General features: G+C 70.2%; 23 protein-coding genes. 7 read left to right on the forward strand and 16 right to left on the reverse strand.

The annotated features are described in order from the left end of the window. Nucleotides 1-62: 62 nt before the first annotated feature. The 5 genes from FB465_RS27265 to FB465_RS27285 form a co-directional block, all read right to left on the reverse strand. On the reverse strand, nucleotides 63-1,322 hold the full coding sequence (locus FB465_RS27265) for a helix-turn-helix domain-containing protein (RefSeq protein ID WP_145794686.1): 1,260 nt from the start codon (nucleotides 1,320-1,322) through the stop codon (nucleotides 63-65). Nucleotides 1,323-1,612: 290 nt separating this feature from the next. Continuing rightward, complete coding sequence (locus FB465_RS27270; protein ID WP_145794688.1) at nucleotides 1,613-2,551, reverse strand: hypothetical protein; 939 nt, start codon at nucleotides 2,549-2,551, stop codon at nucleotides 1,613-1,615. Nucleotides 2,552-2,628: 77 nt separating this feature from the next. Then, complete coding sequence (locus tag FB465_RS27275; RefSeq protein ID WP_145794689.1) at nucleotides 2,629-2,979, reverse strand: peptidase inhibitor family I36 protein; 351 nt, start codon at nucleotides 2,977-2,979, stop codon at nucleotides 2,629-2,631. 65 nt (nucleotides 2,980-3,044) lie between these two features. Continuing rightward, entirely contained in the window at nucleotides 3,045-3,395 is a 351-nt protein-coding gene (locus FB465_RS27280) for a peptidase inhibitor family I36 protein (protein WP_145794691.1), read from the reverse strand. Nucleotides 3,396-3,526: 131 nt separating this feature from the next. Then, complete coding sequence (locus tag FB465_RS27285) at nucleotides 3,527-4,522, reverse strand: transposase domain-containing protein (RefSeq protein ID WP_145794693.1); 996 nt, start codon at nucleotides 4,520-4,522, stop codon at nucleotides 3,527-3,529. Nucleotides 4,523-5,076: 554 nt separating this feature from the next. Between FB465_RS27285 and FB465_RS27290 the strand changes: the two genes are divergently transcribed. Further along, a complete protein-coding gene (locus FB465_RS27290) occupies nucleotides 5,077-5,586 on the forward strand; it encodes a mycothiol transferase (protein WP_145794695.1) in 510 nt (169 codons plus the stop codon). A gap of 72 nt (nucleotides 5,587-5,658) precedes the next feature. Here FB465_RS27290 and FB465_RS27295 read toward each other — a convergent pair whose 3' ends face one another. After that, the gene (locus FB465_RS27295; protein ID WP_145794697.1) at nucleotides 5,659-7,500 is read right to left on the reverse strand and encodes a M1 family metallopeptidase; all 1,842 of its coding nucleotides are present in this window, start codon (nucleotides 7,498-7,500) and stop codon (nucleotides 5,659-5,661) included. Nucleotides 7,501-8,206: 706 nt separating this feature from the next. Here FB465_RS27295 and FB465_RS27300 point away from each other — a divergent pair. The 5 genes from FB465_RS27300 to FB465_RS27320 are packed head-to-tail and all read left to right on the forward strand — an operon-like array spanning nucleotide 8,207 to nucleotide 11,899. Beyond that, complete coding sequence (locus FB465_RS27300; RefSeq protein ID WP_145794698.1) at nucleotides 8,207-8,617, forward strand: nuclear transport factor 2-like protein; 411 nt, start codon at nucleotides 8,207-8,209, stop codon at nucleotides 8,615-8,617. Continuing rightward, the gene (locus tag FB465_RS27305; protein ID WP_145794700.1) at nucleotides 8,617-10,242 is read left to right on the forward strand and encodes a GMC family oxidoreductase; all 1,626 of its coding nucleotides are present in this window, start codon (nucleotides 8,617-8,619) and stop codon (nucleotides 10,240-10,242) included. Before FB465_RS27300 ends, FB465_RS27305 begins: the two co-directional genes overlap by 1 nt. Beyond that, nucleotides 10,239-11,048 (forward strand): ester cyclase, encoded by an 810-nt coding sequence (locus FB465_RS27310; protein ID WP_145794702.1) that lies wholly within the window; start codon nucleotides 10,239-10,241, stop codon nucleotides 11,046-11,048. Before FB465_RS27305 ends, FB465_RS27310 begins: the two co-directional genes overlap by 4 nt. 26 nt (nucleotides 11,049-11,074) lie before the next feature. Beyond that, nucleotides 11,075-11,446: a nuclear transport factor 2 family protein gene (locus FB465_RS27315; protein WP_145794704.1), complete on the forward strand. Its 372-nt coding sequence runs from the start codon at nucleotides 11,075-11,077 to the stop codon at nucleotides 11,444-11,446. 9 nt (nucleotides 11,447-11,455) lie between these two features. After that, the gene (locus tag FB465_RS27320; RefSeq protein WP_145794705.1) at nucleotides 11,456-11,899 is read left to right on the forward strand and encodes a VOC family protein; all 444 of its coding nucleotides are present in this window, start codon (nucleotides 11,456-11,458) and stop codon (nucleotides 11,897-11,899) included. Nucleotides 11,900-11,961: 62 nt separating this feature from the next. Here the strand turns inward: FB465_RS27320 and FB465_RS27325 are convergent, their stop codons facing one another. The 3 genes from FB465_RS27325 to FB465_RS27335 all read right to left on the reverse strand — a co-directional run bounded on the left by FB465_RS27325 (nucleotide 11,962) and on the right by FB465_RS27335 (nucleotide 15,910). Further along, a complete protein-coding gene (locus tag FB465_RS27325) occupies nucleotides 11,962-12,807 on the reverse strand; it encodes an SDR family NAD(P)-dependent oxidoreductase (protein WP_145794707.1) in 846 nt (281 codons plus the stop codon). Nucleotides 12,808-12,934: 127 nt separating this feature from the next. Then, entirely contained in the window at nucleotides 12,935-14,410 is a 1,476-nt protein-coding gene (locus tag FB465_RS27330; protein WP_145794709.1) for an aldehyde dehydrogenase family protein, read from the reverse strand. 150 nt (nucleotides 14,411-14,560) lie between these two features. Beyond that, nucleotides 14,561-15,910 carry an MFS transporter gene (locus FB465_RS27335; protein WP_342791848.1) on the reverse strand — a complete coding sequence of 450 codons (1,350 nt, stop codon included), beginning with the start codon at nucleotides 15,908-15,910 and terminating at the stop codon, nucleotides 14,561-14,563. Between FB465_RS27335 and FB465_RS27340 the strand changes: the two genes are divergently transcribed. Beyond that, nucleotides 15,893-16,714, forward strand: a complete 822-nt coding sequence (locus FB465_RS27340; protein ID WP_246192865.1) for a helix-turn-helix transcriptional regulator — start codon at nucleotides 15,893-15,895, stop codon at nucleotides 16,712-16,714. The genes FB465_RS27335 and FB465_RS27340 overlap by 18 nt on opposite strands. Nucleotides 16,715-16,822: 108 nt before the next feature. Here the strand turns inward: FB465_RS27340 and FB465_RS27345 are convergent, their stop codons facing one another. The 7 genes from FB465_RS27345 to FB465_RS27375 are packed head-to-tail and all read right to left on the reverse strand — an operon-like array spanning nucleotide 16,823 to nucleotide 24,605. Further along, nucleotides 16,823-17,137 (reverse strand): STAS domain-containing protein, encoded by a 315-nt coding sequence (locus tag FB465_RS27345; protein WP_145794714.1) that lies wholly within the window; start codon nucleotides 17,135-17,137, stop codon nucleotides 16,823-16,825. 2 nt (nucleotides 17,138-17,139) lie between these two features. Continuing rightward, a complete protein-coding gene (locus FB465_RS27350) occupies nucleotides 17,140-19,212 on the reverse strand; it encodes a glycogen debranching protein (RefSeq protein ID WP_145794716.1) in 2,073 nt (690 codons plus the stop codon). Next, nucleotides 19,209-21,035, reverse strand: a complete 1,827-nt coding sequence (locus tag FB465_RS27355) for an AGE family epimerase/isomerase (RefSeq protein WP_145794718.1) — start codon at nucleotides 21,033-21,035, stop codon at nucleotides 19,209-19,211. The genes FB465_RS27350 and FB465_RS27355 overlap by 4 nt, the downstream gene beginning before the upstream one ends. After that, nucleotides 21,025-21,642: a DJ-1/PfpI family protein gene (locus FB465_RS27360; protein ID WP_145794720.1), complete on the reverse strand. Its 618-nt coding sequence runs from the start codon at nucleotides 21,640-21,642 to the stop codon at nucleotides 21,025-21,027. Before FB465_RS27360 ends, FB465_RS27355 begins: the two co-directional genes overlap by 11 nt. Before the next feature lie 24 nt (nucleotides 21,643-21,666). Then, entirely contained in the window at nucleotides 21,667-22,083 is a 417-nt protein-coding gene (locus tag FB465_RS27365; protein ID WP_145794721.1) for a hypothetical protein, read from the reverse strand. Between the two features lie 39 nt (nucleotides 22,084-22,122). Continuing rightward, a complete protein-coding gene (locus FB465_RS27370) occupies nucleotides 22,123-23,736 on the reverse strand; it encodes a thiamine pyrophosphate-binding protein (protein WP_145794723.1) in 1,614 nt (537 codons plus the stop codon). 41 nt (nucleotides 23,737-23,777) lie between these two features. Continuing rightward, a complete protein-coding gene (locus tag FB465_RS27375; RefSeq protein WP_145794725.1) occupies nucleotides 23,778-24,605 on the reverse strand; it encodes a type 1 glutamine amidotransferase domain-containing protein in 828 nt (275 codons plus the stop codon). Nucleotides 24,606-24,924 lie beyond the last annotated feature (319 nt).

Below are 24,924 nucleotides of genomic sequence, written 5' to 3' on the forward strand. Positions count from 1 at the left end.
ATCACGGAGGGCGGAGTTCTCCGTGATCCACGAGCGCCGTGCGCCACCGAGATAGCGGGAGGTCAGCCCCGGTCGGGGTAACGGCAGGCGGCCCGCTCGGCCTTGGTGAGGTCGGCCTGCGCCAGGGTGGCGGGTTGCCAGGTGCTCGGGTCGTCGAGCCGGATCTGCCGGGCGTCGACGACCGTGGTCGGTCCGTCCCCGCCGAGGCAGGCGACCGCCACCACGGGGATCGGCCCGTCGTTCGACGTAGCGGTGCGCAGCGGCCCGAGCCGCCACGGCACCGCAAAGCCGGCCGCCGCCTCGTGGGAGAGCCCGACCTGGTGCCACTGCACGGGCTGTGAGGTCTGGCCGCCCGCGGCGTAGTACGCGGCGAACCCCACGATCGCCACGTGCGTCCCGGTGGCCCGCAGCTCGACGGTGTCCGGGCCGGCTCCCTGCGGGACCATCGACAGCGAGACGGCCGAGGGCGGCGGGACGCTGTCCGGGCACGGGCTCGGCTGCAGGGTGCTGGGGGGATTGCCGTGGACGACCGCCGAGGAGACCACCCCGCCCTGGCTGACCATGAACCAGCGCATGTCGGCCGACCCCGAGGTGGTGTCGGTGACAATGTCGCCGAGGCAGTAGCCGGTGAAGTCCAATGCGCATCCCGCCGGTGCCTGGAGCACCACGGCCGCACTCAGGCTGGCGCCGCTCCGGATGAGCGTGTTGACGTTGTACGTCTTGCCGGAGAAGGCCCGCGGCGCCTGAGCGGGCGGCGGACAGCTCGTCGATGAGGACGGCGAGGCCGACGCGTCGGTACTCGGCGCCGCCGCCTGGTGCGCCGCCCCCGTCTGCGCGGTCAGCCGCAGGGCGAGCAGGCCGAGCACGACGGCGAGGGCCAGGGCGATGGCGAGCGCGACACCGCCGGTGGACCGCAGGGGCGAGCGATGGCGGGGGGCCGGGGGGCCGGAGGTGTCGCCGTCCTCGGCCGACGGGAGGACGGACACCGCCAGATCCGGCTCGTGGTCGGCGACGGCGGGATCCTCCCGCTCCGGCTCGGTGGCAGCGCTCTCGCAGGCGGTCAAGCGGTCGAGTTCGTACCATCGTCGCTTCCACCGCTCGACGTCGCCGCCGCACGCTCCGACGTACGCCAGCGTCACCTCCAGGCTCGGCTGCCGCACGCCGCCGGCGGCATCGCTCAGGGTCGTGGCGCTGAATCCGGCCAGCGCGGCGAGCGCGCGGTAGGTCGGATTCCCCGCCTCCTCGCGGACCGCCCGGAGGTCGTACGCGAAGGCCTGTATCGGACCGTCGGCCGGATTGACGGGTCGTGGTTTGCGGGCCAATGAGTCTCCTTGGTCTCCACCCGGGCTCTCCCCGTGGCTCGGGAAGGCTCCGTCAGCTGATGGGTCGACAGATCGTTCGAGGAAACTACGAGCACGACCCAGGAGTTCCTTCACGGCCCGGTCGGGATGTGGAGATATTGGTCACTCTCTGCTGCGCCGGGGCATCGCCTCCATGGAATCCACTCATCCGGATGCCTCCGCGGATAGGGCGGAGGCGGGTACGCCGGAGGCCGGTCGGGTTGCGGCCCGACCGGCCTCCGGCGATCTGTCGGTGTCTGCCGCGGGAGGGGTCAGCCCGCGCTGCGCAGGACGTCGGCGAAGACGGCCGCCTGCTTCTGCATCTGGATGTTGATGGTCCGCAGCTCGTCCTTGTGCTGGGCCATCAGGGCGTTCTGCCGGTCCACCTCGGCCGTGAACCAGACGCCGACGACGTTGCCCTGCTGCTTGCAGGCCACGTCCGCCTGGGCGGTCTGCTGTTCGTCCTTGCCGAGGGCGGACTTGCTGAAAGCCGGATCGTTCACGGCGTCCATCGGGGTCGCGTAGTGGTAGCCCTTGGCGAGCATGCACGCGGACCAGGCCTGGAAGACGGTCTGCACGGCGGGAGCCTTCAGGGACTCGGAGAAGCTCTGGCCGTCGATCTGATGGATCAGCGAGGCCTCGCCGAGGAAGGTGGCCCCGGCCGAGAGCCTGGCACCCATCTCGCCCATGCAGCCGCCCGGCTGGACCGTCTGCGAACCGTAGGGCGTCGGCGTACCGGCGGACTTCCCCGGGGTTCCGTTCCCGTTGAGTACGAGCTGGTACCCGGGATCGGTGTTCTCCGGCGGCGCGGTCTCGTTGCTCGGTGGCAGGTATCCGGGATTGGCCGGTCCGAAGTGGTAGCCGGTGGTCCTGGCCTGCTCGGGGTTGGTCACTCCGTAGCGCATCTCGGTGACGGTGGCGGGCGCACTCTTCGGAGCCGCCTGCTGGTCCGTGAAGGTGAGGCCGTAGCGCTGCATGCACTGCTTGACCAGCACCTGGGACGCCTTGTCGAGCTGGAGCTGGGTGTCCGGGCTCAACAGGTAGGCCGCGACCGGCAGCCGCAGGCCGGTGCTGTCCAGCACCGTGGGGGTGGGGGCCGGCGCGGGCGTCGCGGCGTCGGCGGAGCCGGAGCAGCCCGACGCCGAGGCCAGGACTGCCGCGGCGCAGAGAGCGGCCGCCAGGGAGGACAGGAGGCGGGAACGACCGGGCATGCCTGGGACTCCTCGTTGAACCGTGCTGGAAACCAGGGCGTGGCCGGCCGGGGCTGGGCCCGGCCGGCCGGTGCGGCCTAGGAGAAGCGCAGCGAGGCGTTCTCGTTGTAGGTGTGCACCAGGCGGGTCTCGCCGGTGCCCGGGGCGAGCCGGTCGTAGGTGCCCGCGTAGTTGGAGTTGAAGTAGATCGTCGCGGTGCTGGTGCCGTAGTTGAAGGCCGAGGCCGCGTTGTTCTTGATGGGCTGGCCGTGGATGAAGACGTAGCCCGCGAAGTCCGGGATGTTGGAGTAGAAGTGGGCCTGGTCGCCCGCGTAGTTCGAGTTGTAGAACAGGCCGACGTGGTTGTCCGCCGAGGCGGTGCCGGCGGCACCGAGCGTGGCGAGAGCGGCACCCGCGATACCGAGGGCGAGAACGGACTTCATGCGCATGGATTCATCCTTCGTCGTTGGCGCGGAGCTTTTCCTTTGACCGGAGTGGGGCCGGCCGGCGGGGCTCAGGAGAAGCGCAGCGAGGCGTTCTCGTTGTAGGTGTTCGCGAGGCGGGCCTGGCCGGTGCCCGGGGCCAGGCGGTCGGAGGCGCCGGCGTAGTTGGAGTTGAAGTAGATGGTCGCGGTGCTGGAGCCGAAGTTCCACGCCGAGGCCGCGTTGTTCTTCACCGGCTGGCCGTCGATGAAGTAGTAGCCGGCGAAGTTCGAGACGTTGGACGTGAAGTTCGCCCAGTTGCCCGCGTAGTTCGAGTTGTAGTACAGCGTCAGCGAGTTGCCGGCCGAGGCCGTGCCGGCGGCGCCGAGCGTGGCGAGAGCGGCACCGGCGATACCGACGGCGAGAGCAGCCTTGATGCGCATCAATTCATCCTTCGTCGTAGTGCTGGATGTCCGTGCCGGAAATTGACTGTTCGTCATCTCTCCGCTCTCAGAACATTATCCGCCGCTTATCCGAGCAGCAATGCCGTTTGATTAACGGCTCCGGCCGGGCGCTATCGTGCGAATTCGGGCATGCGGGATTGTTCGTGTCGGATCGGGGTGGAGTGTGCGTACTGCATGGACTGGCGCATCGCGTAGTGGACCAGCAGTCGCCCGTAGATCTCCTGGTGGATCCCGTCGGTGGTCCTGCTGGCCAGCGGGCCGGTGCCGGGCTCCGCGCCGAGCAGCGCGTCGCGCAGCGAGCCGCGGCTGCCGGCGGCCCGAGCGTGGAGCTCGAGCAGCTCGGCGGCCGGTGCCGCGAAGGGGTCCAGCAGGGTGGTGACGACGTCGGGGGCGATCACCCGCAGGGGCAGTCCGCGCCAACCGAAGAGGAACGATCCGTCGGGCAGCGGCCGCTGGGGCTGGAAGGGGAGCCGGACGGCCTGCAGCCGCCAGACGAGGTCGACGCCGCTCGCCGCCGCGGCGGAGGCCAGGTCGGCGTCCAGCGGTAGTCCGTCGGCGAGCAGTACGGTGCCGGGTTCGGTGGAGCGCAGCAGCGTACGGGCCGATTCGGAGGCGGCCCAGACGGCGTCCAGGACCGCGCCGGTGCCGCTCTCCACCAGCCCGCTGACGTGCAGTCGCGGGGTCTGGCCGACCCCCTCGGCCAGGGCGAGGAGATGCTCCTCGACGAGCAGCAGGCGCCGCCCCCGCCAGTGCGAGTCCCGGTCCTCCGCGGTGGCCAGCGGGCGCATGGTGGCCCGGAAGAGCGCGTTCAGCGGGCCGCTGCCCAGCCGCTCGCGGGCCTGGAAGATGCTCGCCTTGCTGGGCATCTGCTCCTCGCCCCAGAGCCCTCCCCAGCGCAGGCCCGAGGTGAGGCGGCGCATCACGTCCAGGTAGGGGGCCGGGGAGAACAGCGCCATCGCCAGGACGAAGTAGACCATCAACCGGGCCGACAGCAGGCGCCGTCGCTGCTCGGTCCGACCGCACGACGCGATCGCCGTGTCGACCACTTCCGCCGGATACGTACGGACCAGCAGGCCCAATCCGGCAATATCGGTGTATTCGGACAAGGCGGTTCCTCGGATAGTGATGTGATCAGGAAGTTCCGGACGGCACCTGTGGCGGGCGTGCCTCTACCCGCGGCTGCAGCTCGCGGTCCCGGCGCTATCAGCGCCGGGCAGTGGTTTCCGGGCATGAGCGCCGCCGGGCGGGCGTCCTCAGCGGACCGGACAGGTCAACGGACGGGAGTGCGCGTCGGCCGGGGAACGCCGGTACAGCCGACACGGGCTCTCGACGCAGACCGGGCAGCGCCGGGTCTGAGCTTCCCGTCGCCGAGCGGGGACGGGTGAACGAGGGACGGGTCAGGGCACGAGGGCCGGCGCGCCGGGCGGCGAACGCCCCGGCGAACGCCGATCGGCTCTGTCACTGCGCCTCCCCGGACGGTTACCGCACCTGCCGGTCATACTCATCGATCCCCATATCCCGGGAGTATCGGCGCGGTAGCGCGAAGCTCAGCGGCTTCCCCGCGGGTCGTCGTGCCCCATGAGCCGGTGGACGCGCACAATCGGAAGGTTGTGATCACCATCGGACGCCGCTGCCACAGCGCCCCAGCAAGGAGTCCCGTATGAACAGCGCGGATCTTTTGGCCGATGCCTTCGGCCGGGTCCGGGAGACCGTCCACGACGCCGTCCGACGTCTCACTCCCGAGGAACTGACCGAACGTCTCGACGAGGGGGCCAACACGATCGCCTGGCTGGTCTGGCATCTGACGCGTATTCAGGACGACCACATCGCCGACGTCGCGGGCACCGAGCAGATCTGGACCGCACAGGGATGGGCCGACCGCTTCGACCTCCCCTTCCCCGTCAGGTCGACCGGATTCGGTCACACGAGCAAGGAGGTCGCCGCCGTACGTGTGGACTCCGCCAAGCTGCTCACCGACTACTACGACGCCGTGCACGAGTACACCGTCGACTTCGTGCGCGGGCTCAGTGACGCCGACCTCGACCGGATCGTGGACGACAACTGGACCCCGCCCGTGACGCTGGGCGTACGACTGGTGAGCGTCATCTCCGACGACCTGCAGCACGCCGGCCAGGCGGCCTTCATCCATGGTGCGTTGCGACGGCACTAGCCCGGACCGGTGTCCGGGCACGACAGACCCCGCCCGGGCGCACCGCGCGCCCGGGCGGGGTCTCGTCGGGGGTCAGCCCTCGATGCGGTGCTGGGTCCAGAAGGAGGTCAGGTCGGTGGTGGTGGCGGCCTGGGCCGCGGCCTTGAACTCGGCCGTGGTCGAGACGCCGTACCAGTGGGCCTGCGCGTAGTCGTGGAGCAGCTTGGTCATCGCGGTGTCGCCTATCTGGCGCCGGAGGTCGTGCAGGGCGCACTTGCCGTAGCCGTAGACGACGGTCGAGTACCGCGAGGAGTGGGCGTCCCAGTACGCCATCGAGTTGGTGATCTTCTCGGCCGAGGAGGCCCAGGAGACGCTGCTCCAGCAGCCGGAGCCGGTCTTGCCGAGGGCGAGGTCGGTGGCGTAGTCGGTGAACGACTCGTCCAGCCAGGGGCTGTTGTACTCGTCGTCACCCACGATGCCGTAGAACCACTGGTGGCCGAGCTCGTGGGTCAGCGCCGTGGTGCTGACCAGGTCGAGGACGAACCCCGGGTACTCCATGCCGCCGAACCAGAAGTTGTTGTCCAGGACGACGTCCGCCTCGGTGTACGGGTAGGCGCCGAAGCGCTGTGCGTGCGAGTCGAGCGCCGAGGTGGCGGTGCTCAGCATCGACTGGGAGTCCGAGGAGCTGATCCCGGTCACCGAGTAGACGTTGACCTTCACCCCGCCCGGCGAGGTGCCGGAGATCTTGGTGAACGGCCCTGCGGCCCAGGCGAAGTCGCGGACCTTGCTCGCCGTCGCCTTGGTGACCGTACGTCCGGCGGATCCCGGGGTGTCCACCGAGGTGCCGGTGGCGGGCACCAGCAGGCTCGACGGGTGGTCGAGGGTGACGCTGAAGTCCGAGGCCAGCGAGTAGAAGGACTCGCCGTTGTTGGTGTACGGGTCCAGGTGCCAGCCCGAGGCGTCCCTGACCGCCAGCACCGGCAGGGCGTTGCCGATGAAGTTGAACGCCCCGTCGTGGCCGAACCGGTCGGCGCCGCTCGGCACGCTGATGCCGAGGTCGAAGCCGACTGTGCCGCTCTGCCCCTGGCCGAGCGGTGCGGGCAGGGTGACCTTGAGGGCGGTGCAGTTGACCGACAGGGCGGCCGCGGTGCCGCCGGTCACGTTGGTCACCGTGATCGGTGTGGTGGGGCAGCTGCCGTGCGCGTTGTCCCACAGCCGCAGGTACACCTCGTTGAGCGGGGTGGCCGAGGCGTTGGTGAAGCTCACGCTCTCGTGCCCGTTCCACGTGCTGCCCGAGGCGTCGCTGGTGAGGTTGACGGTGTAGCCGGGCGAGGCCGGCGTACGCGTCGAGTCGCCGGTGGGCGGCGGCGTGGTGCCGCCTCCGGACACGTCGAGCGCGAGGTCGTCGAGGACGAAGCTGGTCTGCAGGCCCGAGTCCTCCACGCCGGTGAAGGAGAGCGCGACGCTCTGGCCGGCGAAGGAGGACACGTCGAAGGACTTCTGCAGGTACCCGGACTTGGCGTCCAGGTTGGAGTACGTCGCCAGCGTGGTGCCGCCGATCTTGGCGGTCAGCTTGTCGTACGCCGTCGAGGTGGTCGTCTCGGCGGTGTCGACGTGCAGCCAGAGCGTCAGGGTGGCCGTGCTGCACCCGGCCGGCAGGGTGACGGTCTGGGAGAGGGTGTCGGTGTGGGAGGAGCCGTACCCGTCGAGCCAGGCGAAGGAACTGCCGGAGTGGGCGCTCTGGCCGCCGCCGCTGGTGATCACCCCGCTCGACGCGGACCAGGGCGAACTTCCGGACTCGAAACCGCTGTTGGCCACCACCTGGGCCGGCGTGCAGTCGGCGGCACTCGCCACGTTGGGGGTGGCGAGGGTCGCCGCGCCGGCGGCCGCGAGGAGCGCGGCGCCGGTGACGAAGGGGAGGAGTCTGCTTCTCATCGGACCTCTCGTTAGACAGGGGCGCCGCTTGGCCCGCTGGGTGATGAGAGGTCAGACGGCCGTGCAGAAAGGCGCGTTGTCTCGACACCACCCGTACGGGCGGCCGCAGAGAGGCGCTCCCCACCCCTGAGGCCAGGAGGACAGCGTGGCAGCAAACCGCCGCTTTTGAAAGGGGCATGCCATGGTTCGGTCCGCTCCCGGCGGCGGCTCCGGCTGCCGTGACGGGCCTCGCCGAGACGGGGGAGGGCACATCGATGCCCATGCTCGCCGTGTTCCGGCGTGATGGCCGGAGCCGGTGGGTGGAACATGTTCGACCTCACCCCGGAAGGGCGCGGATCCGACTTGGACGAGCAGTTGCGCTACTCCTGAGCCCGGAATTCGCCTCGCATTCCCGACGTTCGCCCGCTGCGCCGCGTCCGTGGTTCCGGTGTGAATGCGACTTCAAAAAGTAGCACCCGGCTCATGGCCGCGCCTGCCGGGTGGGCGCCGCCTTCATGCCCGCCGGACGGATCCCCGGTGCGTGCGGAAGTGCCAGTTCAGAGACGGGAAAGGCCTGTCCGGCCGCCGCCGATTCACCTCCACCACAGGCCCGTTGGCCGCCCCGCGCCCGGGCTCTCGGCGTTGACACGCCGTTCCGCGCAATCGTACGTTTTCGGCGCCGACGGAGATTCGGACAACTCGATCGACGACGAATGGAGGAACGTCCATGGAAGACGAGTCCGTGGCGAATTTCGCACAGGAGTGGTTCGATGAACTCAGTCATCACGAGCCGGTCGAACGCCTCCTGGCCCGCATTGCCGAAACCGATCTGGAAATGGCATTCCCGGAGCGCACCCTCTACAGTCACGCCGACTTCGCGGACTGGTACGAGGCGGTCGGCAAGGCCTTCGCCGACCAGAGCCACACGGTCGAGAAGCTGCGGGCCGACCACCGCGGTGACCTCGTGGACGTCGCCGTCACCGTGGTCTGGAGCGCCACGCAGACCGCCGACGGCACCCGGTCCGCGTTCCGCGTGAACCAGAGCTGGCAGCTGCGCAAGGAGCCGGGGCAGCGGTTGCGCATCGTCAAGTACCGGGTGGGCACGCTGGATCGGGTGCCCGTCGACGGGCGGCCGTGATGGCCTCAGCAGCCTCGGTCGACTACGTCGTGGTCGGCGCCGGCTCCTCGGGCTCGGTCATAGCCAACCGCCTCAGCGCCGACCCGGATCGCACCGTGCTCCTGCTCGAAGCGGGCGACTGGGACGAGCGGCCGGAGATCCACCGGGTCGACGCCGGCTCGGTGCTGGCCCTGCTGACCTCCGAGTGGAGCCCGCAGCTCGACTGGGGGTACGCGACCGAGCCCGAGCAGCAGCTGGGCGGCCGCACCGTCCCGGTTGCCCGGGGCAAGGTGGTCGGCGGCAGCAGCTCCGTGAACGCGCTGATGTGGGTACGGGGAAACCCCGCCGACTACGACCGCTGGAGCCACCAGGGCAACGCCGGTTGGGCGTTCGAGGACGTCCTGCCGTACTTCAAGCGGGCGGAGAGCTACGCCGGACCGGGGGCGGAGTCCCCGCTCCGCGGTGGCGGCGGGCCGGTCCACGTACGGGCTCTCGACGAGCCCAGCCCCGTCGCCAGGGCCTTCGTCCGGGCCGCCGGCGAACTCGGCTACGGCTCGGCCGAGCCGTTCGACTACAACGGGCCCCGGCAGCATGGCAACGGCTTCTTCTACCAGACCACGCGCACCGGGGAGAACCGGCGCAGCAGCACCGCCACCGCGTACCTGAACCCGGTACTGGACCGCCCCAACCTCCGGGTCGAGGTCCGGGCCCAGGCCACCCGGCTGGTCACGGCCGGCCGACGGGTGGTGGGCATCGAGTACCTGCAGGACGGCGAGCTCCACTTGGTGGAGGCCGGCCGTGAAGTCATCGTCAGCGCGGGCGCGTTCGAGGGCCCGAAGCTGCTGATGCTGTCGGGCATCGGCCCCGCGCAGCATCTCAAGGAGCACGGTATCGCCGCCGTGCAGGACCTGCCCGGGGTGGGAAAGAACCTGCAGGACCACGTGTTCGTCCCGGTCTGCTACGGGTCGAGGCAGGAGCACCCCGCCGGCGCCCTGCTCTCGGAGGCGGGCCTGTTCACCCACACCGGCGGCAACCCTACTTGCCCGCTCGCCGGAGACTCGGGACAGTTCCCGTCGCCGGACCTCCAGTTCACCTTCGGGCCGGTCAAGTTCCTGCCTCCCACCGCCTCGCCGGACCAGTGGGAGGGGCCGGGCTTCACCTTCGCCCCCATCGCGCTGCTCCCGGAGAGCCGGGGCGAGGTGCGGCTGCGCAGCGACGACCCGTCGGCGACCGCCGAGGTCAGGGCGAACTACCTGGAGAGCGAGGCGGACCTCGAGGTCCTCGTCCACGGGCTGAAGCTGGCCCGCGAACTCGCCCGCACCGGCGCCTTCGACGGTCTCCGGGGCGAGGAGCTCGCACCCGGCGAGCAGATCACCGAGGACGCCGACCTGCGCGAGTACATCAGGGCCAACGCCTCGACACTCTGGCACCCGGTCGGCACCTGCCGGATGGGCGAGGACGCGAACGCCGTCGTGGACGCCGAGCTCAAGGTCCACGGCATCGAAGGGCTCCGGGTCGCGGACGCCTCGATCATGCCGGAGATCGTGGCCGGAAACACCAATGCAGCCTGCGTGATGATCGGCGAGAAGGCAGCCGATCTCATCCTGAACAGCCATCGCACCACCATTCCTGGAGGCGAACAGTGACGACAGCTCAGCAGCCCAACAGCAAGCTCTACCGACGGTTCCTCGACGCGTTCAACGCGAGCGACTACCGGGAGATCGACGAGGTGATCGCCCCCGCCTTCGAGGACCACCACCAGGGTTTCGACATCAGCGGCCTCGACTCCTACCGGGCGGCGCTGCGCAACGCCCACGAGTCCCTGCAGATCCACGGTGAGCTCGAGGAGATCCTGGAGGTCGGCGACAAGGTCGTCACCCGGGTGCGGCTGACCGGCAAGCACGTCGGGACGGTCCTGGGTATCGCCCCGACCGGCCGGGAGGTGGAGTGGGAGACCACCGAGATCTGGCGGGTGGCGGACGGCCGGTTCGCCGAGCGCTGGGCGACGGACGACCTGCTCGGCCTGCGCGAGCAGCTGTCGTCGGAGTCGGACAACGTCAAGCTGGTCCGCCGGGTCAGCGAGGCCGTCAACGCACGGCAGTACGACGCCCTCGACGACCTCTTCGCCACCTCCTTCGTCGACCGGAACCCGGCCTGGAGCGTGGAGAGCCTGGACCAGCTGAAGGGCATCATCATCGCCGCCCACGAGGCGCTCGACTTCACCGCCCATCTCGACGCGCTCTACGCCGCCGGCGAGGACCGGGTCGTCATGCACATCACCTTCACCGGCCGGCACGTCGCGCCGTTCTTCGGCATCGAGCCGACCGGCAAGGAGGTCACCTGGACCAGCCTCGAGGTCTACCGGCTCGAGAACGACCGGGTCGTGGAGCGCTGGGTGCAGGCCGACACCGCAGGGCTGATGGCCCAGATAGGCGTTCCCCTCCCGCAGTGAAGTACCGACACCGAGAGAAGGAGACCATGAACACTCAGGACGTGGTGAAGCGCTACTACGAGCTCGCCAACGCGGGGGAGTGGGACGCCTGGTGCGACCTCTTCGCCCCCGACCAGACCATGGACGAGCAGCTCGCCGGCCGCATCGAGGGCCGCGAGACCCTGCGCGAGATGATGAAGGGGTTCCCCACGACGTACGCGGCGTTCGCCAACAGGCCCGTCCACATCGTGGTGGACGGCGAGCAGGCCGCCGTCGTCTCGCACATCTCGGCCCGCACCGTCTCCGGCGCGACGATCGAGGCCGATGTCTGCAACTACTTCCGGATCAGCGACGGAGAGATCACCTACATGACGAACGTGCACGACAGCGTGCCGTTCGCCCCCATCCTCACCAGCTGAGAGGCCGTCATGACGACAATGATCGAGGCCCGTTGGTCCCATGTCGGGCTCAACTGCCGTGACCAGAAGCGCACCGAGGAGTTCTACTCCCGCTGGTTCGGGTTCCGCCGAGCCCGGGTGGTCGAGGAGGACGGCGTCCGGGTCGTCTTCCTCCGCAGCGGCGACGTTTACCTGGAGCTGTTCGCGACGAGCGCGGATCCGCTCTTCGAGACCAAGGACGACGGCCCGGCGAACCCCGGGGCGGCCCGGCACCTGGCGTTCCAGGTGGACGACGTGGACGCGTTCCTGGCGCAGGCCCGGGGCGCCCTGCCGGTCTCCCTCGGCCCGCTGGAGTTCGACGCGTTCATCCCCGGCTGGAAGACCGTGTGGGTGACCGACCCGGACGGCGTCGTGATCGAGGTCAGCCAGGGGTACGTCGACCAGTCGGAGGACGAGCTGGCCCGGATCGCGTAGCGGGAACAGCACTGGGGGGCGCGGATCCGATCCGCGCCCCCCAGTGCTGTTCCCGCTACGGCCTACCGTCCGGCGTCCTTGTCGTGCAGGGAGGGGAAGGGCGTGCCGGTCAGCTTCTCGCTGATCTCCCTGAGCCGCGCCCGGGCCGTCACGTCGTACGCCTGGGCGGCCGCCCTGGCCGTCTGGGAGCGGTTGAAGTACTGACCCGTGGTCTCGGCGAACTCGGGCTCCACCACGAGTCGCAGGGTGTTCGCCACGCCCTCCTCGATGGTGCTCTGCGGGGTGAAGAGATGCGTCACGATCTTCGTGGGCATGTAGGAGGCCGGGTGCAGGGCGTTGACCGTCACGCCGGTCCCGGCCAGCTCCTCGGCCAGGTCTATGGTGAGCATGATCTGCGCGAGCTTGGCCTGGCAGTAGGCCTGCGTGCCGTCCCAGCCGTGCCGCAGCATGACATTGCTGAAGTCGATCGGGGCCTGCCCGGCCGAGGACACGTTCACGATCCGGGCCGGCGCCGAGCGGACCAGCAGCGGTGCGAGCCGGCAGCTGAGCACGTACGTCGCCAGGTAGTCGACCTGGAAGGTGAGTTCCAGCCCGTCCTCGCTCTCCTGGCGGGCCCGCTCGACGCCGATGCCGGCGTTGTTGACCAGCACGTCGAGGCGCCCGACGTCCAGGAGGCGCTCGGCCAGGGCCTGGATCTCGTCGAGTGAGGCGAAGTCGGCCCGTACGAAGCTGAGCCGCTCGTTGCCGGTGGACGAGCGCAGCTCGGTCAGCAGTTCGCGGCCCTTCTCGCCGCTACGGCCGTGCAGGATCAAGCTCGCGCCGCGTACGGCGAGTTGGTGTGCCAGGGCTCGGCCGAGCCCGTCGGTGGCACCGGTGATGAGAATGGTCTGGTCGGCGAGGGACGTCATGTCCAACCTCCGTTGGCGGGTGGGTGTGTGTTCGGAAACGCCCGGGGGTGAGGGCCGGACTCGGCCCTCACCCCCGTGCCGTTCGCCGATCCGGCACGGCAGGCCGCCGCGCCGGATCGGGTGTCGCTCATTCGGCGTTGATGACCACGGTCTTCAGCTGCAGGTACTCCTCGATGCCCTCAGGACCGAGCTCGCGGCCGTAGCCGGACTGCTTGTAGCCGCCGAAGGGAGTGCTGTTCTCGAACATTGCCCAGGCGTTCACCCAGACGATGCCCGCCTCCAGCCGGGCTGCGACCTGGTGCGCCCGCGACACGTCCGAGGTGTGCAGGCCGGCGGCCAGCCCGAAGGGCGTGCCGTTGGCGATCGTCACGGCCTCGTCCTCGGTGTCGAAGGGGGTGATGGTCAGCACCGGCCCGAAGACCTCCTCCTGGGCGATGCGCATCTGCGGGGTGACGTCGGAGAAGACCGTCGGCAGGTGGTAGAAGCCGCGGCCGTCGCCGCCACCGGTCGTGCCGGCGGTGCCGCCGGCGCGCAGCACCGCGCCCTCCGCCCTGGCGATGGCCACGTACTCCACGACCCGGTCCAGCTGTGCGCGGTGGGCCAGCGGCCCGAGAACGGTCTGCGGGTCCAGCGGGTCGCCGACGGTGACGGCGCCGGCCGCGGCCGCCATCCGGTCGACCATCTCCTGGTACACGGGGCGCTGCACCAGCAGCCGCGAGCCGCTCATGCAGAACTGCCCGGTGTTGAAGAAGGCCGCCTGGAAGGCCCACTGGGTGACGGCATCGAGATCCGCGTCGGCGAAGACGATGTTGGCGCCCTTGCCGCCCAGCTCGGCGGTGACCTTCTTCAGGGTCCCGGCGGCGGTGGCGATCAGCCGCTTGCCGGTCTCGGTGGAGCCGGTGAAGGCGAGCTTGTGGACGCCGGGGTGCTCGGCGAGCCTGGCGCCGACCGTGGCGCCGTCACCCGTTACCACGTTGAAGACACCGGCGGGCAGGCCGGCCTCGGACAGGATCTCGGCGAGCCGCAGCGTGGACAGCGGGGTCTGCTCGGCCGGCTTGTGGACGAAGGTGTTGCCCGCGGCGAGCGCCGGGGCGAGCTTGTTGACCAGCAGGTTGAGCGGGAAGTTGAACGGGGTGATGGCCGCGACCACACCGAGCGGCTCCCGGCGGGTGTAGGCGAGCGAGCGCGAACCCGCGGGCCGGGCGGAGCCCTCCAACTGCTCGACCAGACCGCCGTAGTAGCGGAACAGGTCGGCGGCGGCGGGCACGTCGAAGCCGCGGGTGAAGGCGATCGGCTTGCCCACGTCCAGCGACTCGAGCAGGGCCAGCTCCTCGGCGTGCTCCTCGATCGCGTCGGCGATCCGCTGCAGCAGCCGGCCGCGCTGCTTGAGCGTCAGCTTGGGCCACTCGCCTCCCTCGAAGGCCCGCTGCGCGGCATCGACGGCCTGCTCCACGTCGGCCACCGTTCCCCAGGCGACCCGGCAGATCACCTCCTCCGTGGCGGGGTTGACGACCTCGCGGCTCGCGCCGCTCTCGGAGGGGCGGAACTTGCCGTCTATGAAGAGCTGGCGATCGGCGACGGCCTGATCGGACTGAATGGTCATGCGTGCACTCCTGTCACACATCTGGGGAATTCCGGCAGCAGGTTCGATCGGCATTCCTGCTGCTGAAAAAGCTAACGCTGGGCCGGGCCGGAATTCGGTTCACACCGATATCCCGGTGCGCCTTCGTTAAGTCCGTCCGGATATTCGCCGTCAGGCGGTCCGGACCTCTTTCGCGGACCGCGAGATGAGCAGGTGAAGTGCGATGGCCACGACCGCGATGACGGCTCCGGCGATGCAGAACGGACGTACCGCCATGCCATGGCCGAGCAGGATCCCGCCGAGCCCGGCGCCGACCGCCTGCCCGAGGTAGATGCCGGAGGAGTTGAAGGAGATGACGACGCTCGGCAGCTCGGGGACGAGTGCGGTGAGGCGGTGGTTGTTGGGAGTGGCCACGGCCCAGCCGGCGGCGCCGTTGAGCGCCATGACGATCATGACCGGGACGATCGAGGTCGCGACGGTGAGCGCGGCGAGGGTGACGGCCAGCAGGCCGACGGCGAGCAGCAGGGTCCGGTGGGCCCCCCAGCGGTCGGTCAGCCAGCCGCTGCCGAAGGACCCGACCGTGCCGCCGATGCCCCAGACGAGCAGCGTCACCGCCAGCGAGGTCCCGGTGGTGTGGGCGGTCTCGCCCAGCACCTTGGCGATGTACGTGTAGACCATGATGCTGGACGCGCTGGCCAGCAGCATGAAGCCGACCATGGCGAGCACCCGGCCCCGGGCCAGCACACCGAGCCGGGCCGACATCGGTACGGCCGGCGGGATGGGCAGGTTCGGCAGGGTCGCCAGCAGCCCGAGGAGCGCGACCAGACCGACGGCGGCGACGAAGACCAGGCTCGCCTGCCAGGAGACGTGCTGGCCGATCGCCGTGCCGGCGGGCACACCGAAGACCGTACCGACGGTCAGACCGCCGAGGATCACCGCCAGCGCCTGCCCCCGGCGGGCCGGGCCGGCCAGCGCCGCGGCGGCGGCGGAGGCGTTGGGTGTGTAGAGGGCGGCTCCGAAGCCCGCCGCGACGCGGGCCGCGAGGAGTAAGGGCAGCGTCGGCGCGGCGGCCGAGGCGAGGTTCGCCACGACGAAGAGGGCCAGCGCGAAGGCCATGAGGGGTTTGCGTGGGAGCTTGCTGGTGAAGGCTGCCAGGAAGGGCGCGGCCAGGGCGTAGGTCAGCGCGAATGCGGTGATGACCTGACCGGCGGCGCTGGTGGATTCCTTGAGTCCGTGTGCGATCTGCGGCAGGATGCCGGCGAGCACGAACGAGTCGGTACCCATCGCAAATGAACCGAGCGCGAGAACCGCTACCGGGCGGCCCCAGGTGGAGTTCGTGGTGTCCGAGTGCGGGGTTCCGCTTGCTCGGCTGTCATTCGGTGTCGTCTGCTGAGTGGTCACACTCCAAGCATGGAACGGATCGTTAAGCTGGTACAGAGGGCCGTTTATGCTGGTATAAATGGCACCAGGACAGGAGTTGAAGAGGGCGGTTTCATGGCAGGCATGACGCAACGTCAACACCTCGCAAGCTTCCTCAGGTCCCGCCGCGAGGCACTGAGCCCTCAGGACGTCGGGCTGGACCCGGGGCCGCGGCGGCGCACGCCGGGCCTACGGCGGGAAGAGGTCGCCCAACTGTCCGGAGTCAGTGTCACCTGGTACACGTGGCTGGAACAGAGCCGCGACATCACCGTCAGCCGCCAGGTGCTGGACAGTCTGGCGCACGCCTTACGGCTGACCGCCGCCGAGCGACGTCACCTGTTCACGCTGGCCGGCACCGCACTGCCCACCGAAGCGCCCCGGCGCATCAGCGTCAACCCCACCCTCAGGGCCCTGGTCGACACCCTCGATCCCAACCCCGCGCACGTGATCAACTCGTGCTGGGACCTGCTCGCGTACAACCGTGCCTACGCGCGGCTCGTCGGGGGCCTGGACGCCCTGCCGGAGGAGGAGCGCAACAGCATCTGGCTGCTGTTCACCCGGCCCTCGATGCGTACGCTGCTGGTCGACTGGCAGCGTGAAGCCCGGGAGATCCTGGGGCAGTTCCGCGCCTCCGTCGGGCAGCACCCCGATGATCCTCGGACCAATGCGCTGATCGACGCGCTCACGGCCACCAGCCCCACGTTCGTGGCCATGTGGTCGGAGCACCCCATCCAGGCGTTCGCGCCCGCGATGAAGCAGTTCCGCCATCCGCGGGCGGGCCGGGTCGACCTCAACTACACCAAACTCGCCGTCGCCGAGGCCCCCCACCAGCATCTCGTGGTCTTCCTCCCGGCCTCACCCGAGGACGCCCAGGGCCTCGAACGGCTGGCGACGACAACGGGCTGAGGGCGCACCAACAGGGGCGCGGGGCTCTGTTGATCAAATGCGTGCGCGACCAACCCCCATCCGCAGAAGGTTGGTCGCGCAGTTCCCCGCGCCCCTGAAAAGTTGCCCCTACCTGCTCGAAACCACCGTCATCGACCGGTCCAGCCCGCTGAGCCGCAGGGCGTGCCGCACCTGCTCGCCCGCACCGTCGATGATGACCTCCGTCCCGGGGCGGAGCTGCTGCTGGGCGAGTGCCAGGCAGCGAACCCCGGCCGCCGCAAGGGAGGTGAGCTCCCCGGCGTGGAGTACGAACCGCCGTACCGGCCGCTGCACGGCCTGGTCGACCAGCGACCGCAGGCGCGCGACGTCGCGCTCCTCCAGATCGCCGGCGAGGTGGAGGGCCGCGGTGGTGCCGGAGAAGCCGAGATATGCCTCGAAAGCCATGGTCATGTCCTGTCGTCGGGTAGGGCGGCCAGCACGGCCACGGAGTGGTCGGCCAGCCGCAGGGTGCCTCCGTCCAGGGCCGGTTGGCGCCCCGGCGGGTGGCTGTCGGAGCCGGGGGTGGCACCGGTGTCCATGCACAGGTGCCACCGGGTGCCCGGCGGCGGTGCCGGCGGGTGCATGCTGCGCGGTCCGTCGCCGCTGTTCGCCGCGAGGAACACCGTGTCGGACCGCCCCTGCTCGTCCTGCTGGTGCAGCAGTACCGCCAGCAGGGTGGAGGAGGAGCTCCAGTCCGGCCGATGGGCCGTCTCGCCGTGCCAGCTCACCGGTGGGTGGCTCCAGCCCGCGGGCAGTTCGCCGCCCGGGTGGCGTGGTCGGCGCAGCACCGGGTGGGCGCGCCGGAAGGCCGTACAGTGCCGGACGAAGCGCAGCAGGTCCGAGTGCGTGTCGGTGTGCGACCAGTCGACCCAACTCAGTGGTGAGTCCTGGCTGTACGCGTTGTTGTTGCCCTGCTGCGTGCGGGCGATCTCGTCGCCTGCCAGCAGCATGGGGATGCCCTGGCTCATCAGCAGGAGCAGCAGGGCGTTCCGCTGCTGGCGCTGCCGCAGCCGTTGAACGCCGGGGTCGTCGGTCGGCCCCTCCTCCCCGCAGTTCCAGCTGTCCTCGTCGGGGATGCCGTCGAGGCCGCCCTCCCCGTTGGCCTCGTTGTGCCGGCGGTCGTAGGAGACCCAGTCGGCGAGGGTGAGGCCGTCGTGGCAGGTGATGTAGTTGACCGAGGCGGCGGTGCCGCGGCCCCGGTACAGGTCGGGGGAGCCGACCAGCCGGGTGGCGAACTCGCCTGCACTGCCCGGGCGTCCGAGCAGGAAGCGCCGGATGCCGTCGCGGTAGCGGCCGTTCCACTCGCTCCACCGGTCGTAGGCGGGGAAGGTCCCGACCTGGTCGACGCCGGTGGCGTCGGTGGCCTCGGCGATGAGCAGGCAGTCGGCCAGCACCGGGTCGTGGGCGATGGCTTCGAGCAGCGGAGGGTTGCGCAGCAGCCGGCCGTCGGTGCCCCGGGCGAGGATGGACGCCATGTCGAAGCGGAAGCCGTCGACGTGGTACCGGGTGACCCAACTGCGCAGGCAGTCAAGGATCATGGCCCTGGTCGTGGGGTGGTTGGCGTTGACGGTGTTGCCGGTGGCCGTCAGGTTGCGGTACTCGCCCTCGGGTGTCAGCAGGTAGTAGGCGGACTCGTCGAGCGCGCGGAAGGACAGGGTGGGTCCCCGGTGGTCGCCCTCCGCCGTGTGGTTGAGGACGACATCGAGGACGACCTTGATACCGGCCCGGTGCAACGCCCTGACGAGCTCCTTGAGTTCGGTGCTCGCGCCTGCCGGGGTGTGGTCCGTGGCGTAGGCGGCCTTGGGCGCGAAGAACCCGACGGTGTTGTAGCCCCAGTAGTTCCGCAGCGGGGCTCCGCTCTCCGGCGAGGTGTAGGTGTTGTCGGTCTCGTCGAACTCGGCGACGGGCAGCAGCTCCACGCAGGTGATCCCGAGCTCGCGCAGGTACGGGATCTTCTCCTGCAGGCCCCGGTACGTCCCCGGACTGCTCACCCGGGCGCTGGGGTGCCGGGTGAATCCGCGTACGTGGGCCTCGTAGATGACGAGATCCTCGGGTGCGAGGTCCGGGCGGGCGTCGTCTCCCCAGTCGAAGTCCTCGACCACGATCTGGGAGCGGTACCGGGGACGATCGCCCCAGGGCCCGCTGCCGGCCAGCCCGTTGGCGTACGGGTCGAGGAGTACGGGGGAGAGCGCCCCGTCCGCTCCGGCGACCCGGAAGCCGTAGGAGACCAGCGCCGGGTCCACCCCGAGGACGGTCATGGTGAAGACCGACCCGACCCGGTAGCCGTCGGGGAACGGGAGTTCCGCGAGGGTGGCACCGGTGCCGGCGTCCATGAGGACCAGCCACATGCCCCGGGCCGTGCGGGAGCTCACCGAGAAGTTGACCCCGCCCGGTACCGGTGTCGCGCCGAGCGGGAGCGCCTGCCCGGGGCGTGTCCGGTACGACTGCGCGAGCCGGCCGGGCTCGGTGGCGACCGTCATCGCCGGTCCTGGGCCGGGCGCAGGCGCACCTGGACGAGCTGCCGGGAGTCGCTCCTGGGCAGCTGCACGGTCATGCTCTCCGGGTCGAAGTTGCTGTACGGCGCGCCGTCGACGCGCACCGAGTCCAGCACGACGCGCCCGGGAGGCAGTACGTCGGGGGCGACCCGGAGCAGCCCCTGGGGGTACTCGGCGTCGCTCCGGGGCCGGAACCAGAGGTCCAGCGGCTCGCGGTGGACCAGGAGCCGGGTGTACACCTCGGCGAGGTAGCAGAGCTCGGCCTTGTGGTACATGCTCATCGCATGGCTGCCCTTGAGCCGTTCGTTGCCGACGTGGTACGGCAGGCCCTCGGCGAGCACGGTGAAGTGCACGGCTCCCTCGTCGTGGTCGAGGAAGAAGGCGTTGTAGAAGGCGGAGGACTCACCGGCGTGCCGGAGGAAGTCCGCGTCCCCCGTGTGACCTGCCAGGGCGAGGTAGGCCAGGATGGCCTGCTCCTGCTGCCACCAGGCCTTGCGGTCGTGCCAGACGAAGGCGTGCCGGCCCTCCTCCGGGATGCGCTGGACCATGTCGTACCAGCCGCCGCGCTGCGGATCGCGGCCGACCTCCGGCATCGAGCGGCCGATCTGCTGGGCCAGGGCGCGGTATTCGGACTTCGGCAGGGTGGCGTGCATCCGCATCAGGTTCCAGGCGATCTTCAGATTGTGTCCGACGACCGCGCGGTCCTGCTGCCAGCCCCAGCTGCGGTCCGGGGTCCAGTCCGCGTGGAAGCGCTCGTTGACGAAGGGGCTCCGCTCGTCCGAGCGGTCCGGCAGGTGGGTGACGATCATGTCGAAGGTGTGTTCCAGCATCCGGCGGTAGTGGTCGTCGCCCGTGGCCAGGAACAGGTTGAACAGGTACGCGGGGGCGTGGTCGCCCACCGAGTTCCAGTTCTTGCGTGAGCGGTTCGGCCCGAGCGAGTCATGGTGCGGGCTGAGCGTCACCGGGTCGATGTGCGAGTAGTAGCCGCCCAACTTGCGGTCGGCGAAGAAGCGTTCGAAGAGGCGGACGGTGCCCTCGATGTCGGCGCGGATGGCCGGATCTCCGGTGAGCCGGTAGGTCTGGACGAGCCCGACCAGGGCGTAGATCTGTTCGTACGCGGGGACGGCGCGGTAGTCGTCACCGAACTCCGAGGCGAAGAGCTTGTGTTCGCGCGGCCCCTCGACGTCGATCCCGTGGTACCAGTACACGACGTCCTCGACGGGGTCGACGAAGCGCATGTGGTCGTGCAGGTACCGGGACCCGTGCTCGGCCACGTCGAGGAAGTCCTCCTCGCCGGTGAGCATGAAGGCGGTGGCCATGCCGTACACCATCCGCGAGATGGTGTCGGTCTCCTGCACATGGCCCAGGGTCTTCTCACCACTGCTTCGGATCTCGGTCCGGTAGTCGGCGAAGTCGATCCGGGAGGTGCCGAACTGGGACCTGCGGTAGAAGCCGGCCAGCTGGCGCAGCTGGTCCGTCCACCACCCCGCCCCCTCGTACGGGGGGCGGTGGTCCGGTTCGCTCACGATGATGAGCTGGGTGGCCTGGAAGTGCAGACCGCCCTCGCGCGGGTAGACCGGGCCGTAACTGAACACGAAGGCGCCCGGGCGCAGGAGTTCGTCCAGGCGGCCGGTGGCGTCCTGGTAGGGCTGTCCGAGGTTGCGCAGCAGCTGCGCGTACGTGACGTCGGTGAGGTGGACGGTGACGCTGCGGCCGTCCAGGGTGCGCAGCCCGACCCGCGTCCCCTGGCGGTGCTCGACGTAGCCGGCGGTGCTGTCGGAGAAGGAGAAGCCGATCTCAGCGGCCATCGCCGGGCTCCTTCCCGGCGTCGAGCAGCTCGATCACCGAGCGGGCCAGCAGGTGGCAGTGGTCCACCGTCCGCGCCGTCACCAGGTCGTTGTCGACGACCACGTCCTGGTTGGTGTAGACGGCGCCCATGTTCCGGACGTCGCCGACCAGGTTGTTGTGGCAGGTCACCGGGCGGTCGCGGACGAGCTCGGGGGCCGCCGACATCAGCAGCAGCCCGTGGCAGGAGAAGGCCTTGACCAGGCGCGGCAGCCGGAACGCGCGTCGCATGAGCTCCACGGCCGGGGCCGGCTGGTCCACGTCCTCGCTGTAGCGGAGCCGGTCGGCGACCATGCCCGAGGGCACCACCAGGGCGGAGAGGCGTGAGAGTTCGCCGTAGTCGAGGGTCTCGAAGTCGGCGCTGACGGTGACGGGGGCCCGGTGCTCGTGGCCGGTGAAGGTCAGTGACGGCTGACCCCACAGGCGGGTCAGCAGGACGACCTCGGCGCCCTCCTCGGTGAACCGGCGTCGGTAGTAGGAGATCTCGTCCTCGACGAAATCGCTCTCCATCAGAATGCCGATGCGCCTGCCGGTGAGGCGCTCCGGCCGGAGCGGCGTGTGCTGGGTCATTGCGGTGTCCTCGAATCGTGTCGGTCAGACGCTGCTGAGCACCCCGGCCGGCGCGGGCTGCCGTACCACCACGCTGCGGATCCGGGGCGCCCCGGCCTGCAGCACCACCCACCAGGCCTGGTGGGCGGAGCCGAGGCCGGGGGGCGCCGGGGCGTCCGTGATGGTCACCTGGGCGTGGATCGGGGAGGCCAGGCGGATCCGGACGTCACCGCCGACCGGCCGCGCATCGGCCAGGCTCCGGGCGCCGGACTCGCGGTACCAGGTCTGGAACTCCCCGACACCGCGCAGGGTTCGGTCGGGCAGCTCCAGGAGCAGGCCGTTGGCCAGGTGGGGCAGCAGCTCGTCCATGGGCGCCTGGCGGGCGAGCGCCGTGCTCCAGTGGTCGACAAGCCGGCGGACGCTGTGGACCGTGAGTACGGACCGGGCGCGGGCTGAGGTCATGGGGGTGCCTTCCTCCGATGAGCGGTGGGCCGGGGCGGGTCAGTCGGTCGCCAGGTCGATCAGGTAGGGGCCGTCGTGGCCGAGCATCGCCTCGACGGCATCCTCGACCTGCGAGGGCTTGTCCACCCGCCGGCCGGCCACGCCCAGGGACGCCGCCAGCCCGGTGAAACCGATCTCGGGACGGGACAGGTCGAAGGCGGCCGGCCGGGCGTGGGGGGCGATGCCGAGCTCGTTCCAGTACTGATCGATGTTGAGGTCGAGCAGTCGGTAGCGGCGGTTGTTGCAGACGACGAACTTGGCGTCGATCCCGTAGCGGGCCGCCGTCCAGAGGGCCTGGAAGGTGTACATGCTGCCGCCGTCGCCCGTGAAGCCGACCACCGGCAGGTCGGGACGCGCCAGCTTGACGCCCAGGGCTCCGGGAATCCCGACGCCGAGCGAGCCGCCCCTGGTCTGGAAGAACCGGCCCGGTGCCCGTGGCGGCAGGAACTTCGCCAGCGCGCCCGAGGCGGTGAGCGCCTCGTCGAACACGGCGAGATCGGCCGGAGCGCGTTCGGCGAGCACCCGGACGAACCGCTCCAGCACCGAGCCGTCGTCCGATGCGGACGGCAACGCCCGGCCGGCCGGTGGCAGCGGCTCGGCCGCGTGCGGCGGCCGGCGGCGGTCCAACTCGTCGGCCAGTGCCGCCAGGGTGAGCTTGGGGTCCGCGACCAGGCCGAGTTCCACCGGGAAGTTCTTGGCGATCTCGTAGGCGTCCAGGTCGATGTGCACGATCCGCGCACCCTCCCGGAACGGGCTCGCCAGTGACGGGAACACCTCGGGGAAGACGTACGTGCCGAGTATCAGCACGGCGTCCGCCTCCCGGACCACCCGGGCGCTGTCGGCCCCGAACATGTGGCCCAGCTGGCCGCCGTAGAGCGGATGGGTGGTGTCGAAGTTGAACTCCGAGGAGTTCACCCCCCACACCGGCGCCCTCAACTGCTCGGCGACCCGGGTGAGTTCACTCTGCGCACCGGAGGCGGCGACCCCGTCACCCATCAGGATCAGCGGTCGCTCGCCGGCCCGCAGCGCCTCGGCGGCCTGCTCCACCAGACCGGCCGCCGGCGCCACCCGGGTGTCCGGGATCGTGGTGGGCAGCGCCGGCTCCGTGGTGATCTGGTCGAGCACGTCGGCCGGCAGGACGACCACGACGGGGCCGCGCGGCGGCGTCATGGCGATCTTGACGGCGCGGCGCAGCACGCGCAGGGTCGACGCCGGATCGAGCACCCGGGTGGCGTACTTGGTCACCGGCCTGGCCATCGAGACCAGGTCGGCGGCCATCTGCGCGTCCATCGAGTCGTAGCGGACCCCGGCCTCGCCCACCAGCACGACCAGCGGCGATCCGCCGCGCTTGGCCTGGTAGAGCATGCCGATCCCGTTGCCCAGGCCGACCCCGCTGTGGAGCTGGACCAGGGCGGGCCGCTGAGCAGCCCGTGCGTAGCCGTCCGCCATGCCCACCGCGACGCCTTCGTGCAGGGCCAGCAGATAGGACAGGCCGGAGCGGCCGCCCTCATCCAGGAAACCCTGCTCGACGGTGCCCGGATTGCCGAACATATAGCCGATGCCGTCGGCCGCGAACTGCTCGTAGATTGCGGTCTTCCCTGGCCTCGCTCGCATCTCAGCTCTCCTTTCCGGTCTTCAACGAATCTGACGGAGCGTTACCAGCCGTAGCGGCGCAGCCCGTTCTCCAGGACCTGTACCAGCAGCTCGCCGGCCGGAACGGAGTCCGGTGTGGACCTGGCGGTGAGATACGGGAAGTCGACGATCACCGAGGTCTCCTTGCCGACGTTGCCGTGGAAGGCCCCGTCCGGGCCGGTGGCGTCGCGCAGGATGTACTCCAGCGGGTACGGCGGCGGACCCATGTTGAAGTTCACGCCGATGAATCCCGTGCCGTCCTTGTAGTCGTACTCCTTCGGGTGGCCGGTGACGTGCTTGCCCCACAGCAGGCTTGCGCGGGTCTCGAGGTCACGGGCGAAGGCGAGGACGGCCACGCCGTAGCACTCGGCCAGGATGGGCTTGTCGGCGGCGGCGAAGGCGAGCACGACCTCGTGCAGCCGCTCGTTGTTCGCCAGGTCCACGATGGGGCCGCTGCCGCCGACGATGACCAGCGCGTCGAACCCGGCGATCAGGTCGCCCACCCCGGAGGCGAGCCGGCGGTGGTAGTCCTCGAGCTCGCGCAGGTGGTTGAGCGAGCTGTAGTACGGGCGCTCGGGGATGAGGTCCTGCAGGCTGAGCGGGTTGTCCAGCCGGCTCGACTCGTCCAGCTCGCGGGCCCTGCGGGCCATGTCCCGCGTGGTCACGGACCGGCCCAGCGGCGGGTCGATGTAGTCCGCGTCCAGGCTCGGCGGCAGAGCGCGGGCGCGCTTACCGGTGGGGGTGGCGAAGGTGATGCGGTAACCCTGGGCGTCGAGTGCGTCGACCGGGCCGACCAGCTCCTCTCCCCAGTAACCGAATTCGGAAAGTACCACCAGGATTCGTTTCGACACCGATACCTCCAGGGCTGTCTGCGGTGCGATTTCCGCTCTCTCGGATGTCTTCCGATGGCCGACGGGTGAATTCGCCGGCCGAGCAGGACCGAGTCAACCCGTGGGCCCGGTAGGGCAGCAAGGGATGAGCGGAACGCAGGTGCCACTTGTGGAAGTTGACTGAATTGCCGAGGGAGCGGCTGGCCCGGTTGCGACTAATTCCCCGGCCTCGCACCGCGCTTGCGACTTCACGGAGTCTCCACAGTGCGCCGACAGTTCCGGTAGGAACTTCCCTCCCCGTCACCCGCTCCACATGATGGCGATACCACTGGAGAAGAGG

This window comes from Kitasatospora atroaurantiaca (genome assembly GCF_007828955.1).
Lineage (GTDB): Bacteria > Actinomycetota > Actinomycetes > Streptomycetales > Streptomycetaceae > Kitasatospora > Kitasatospora atroaurantiaca.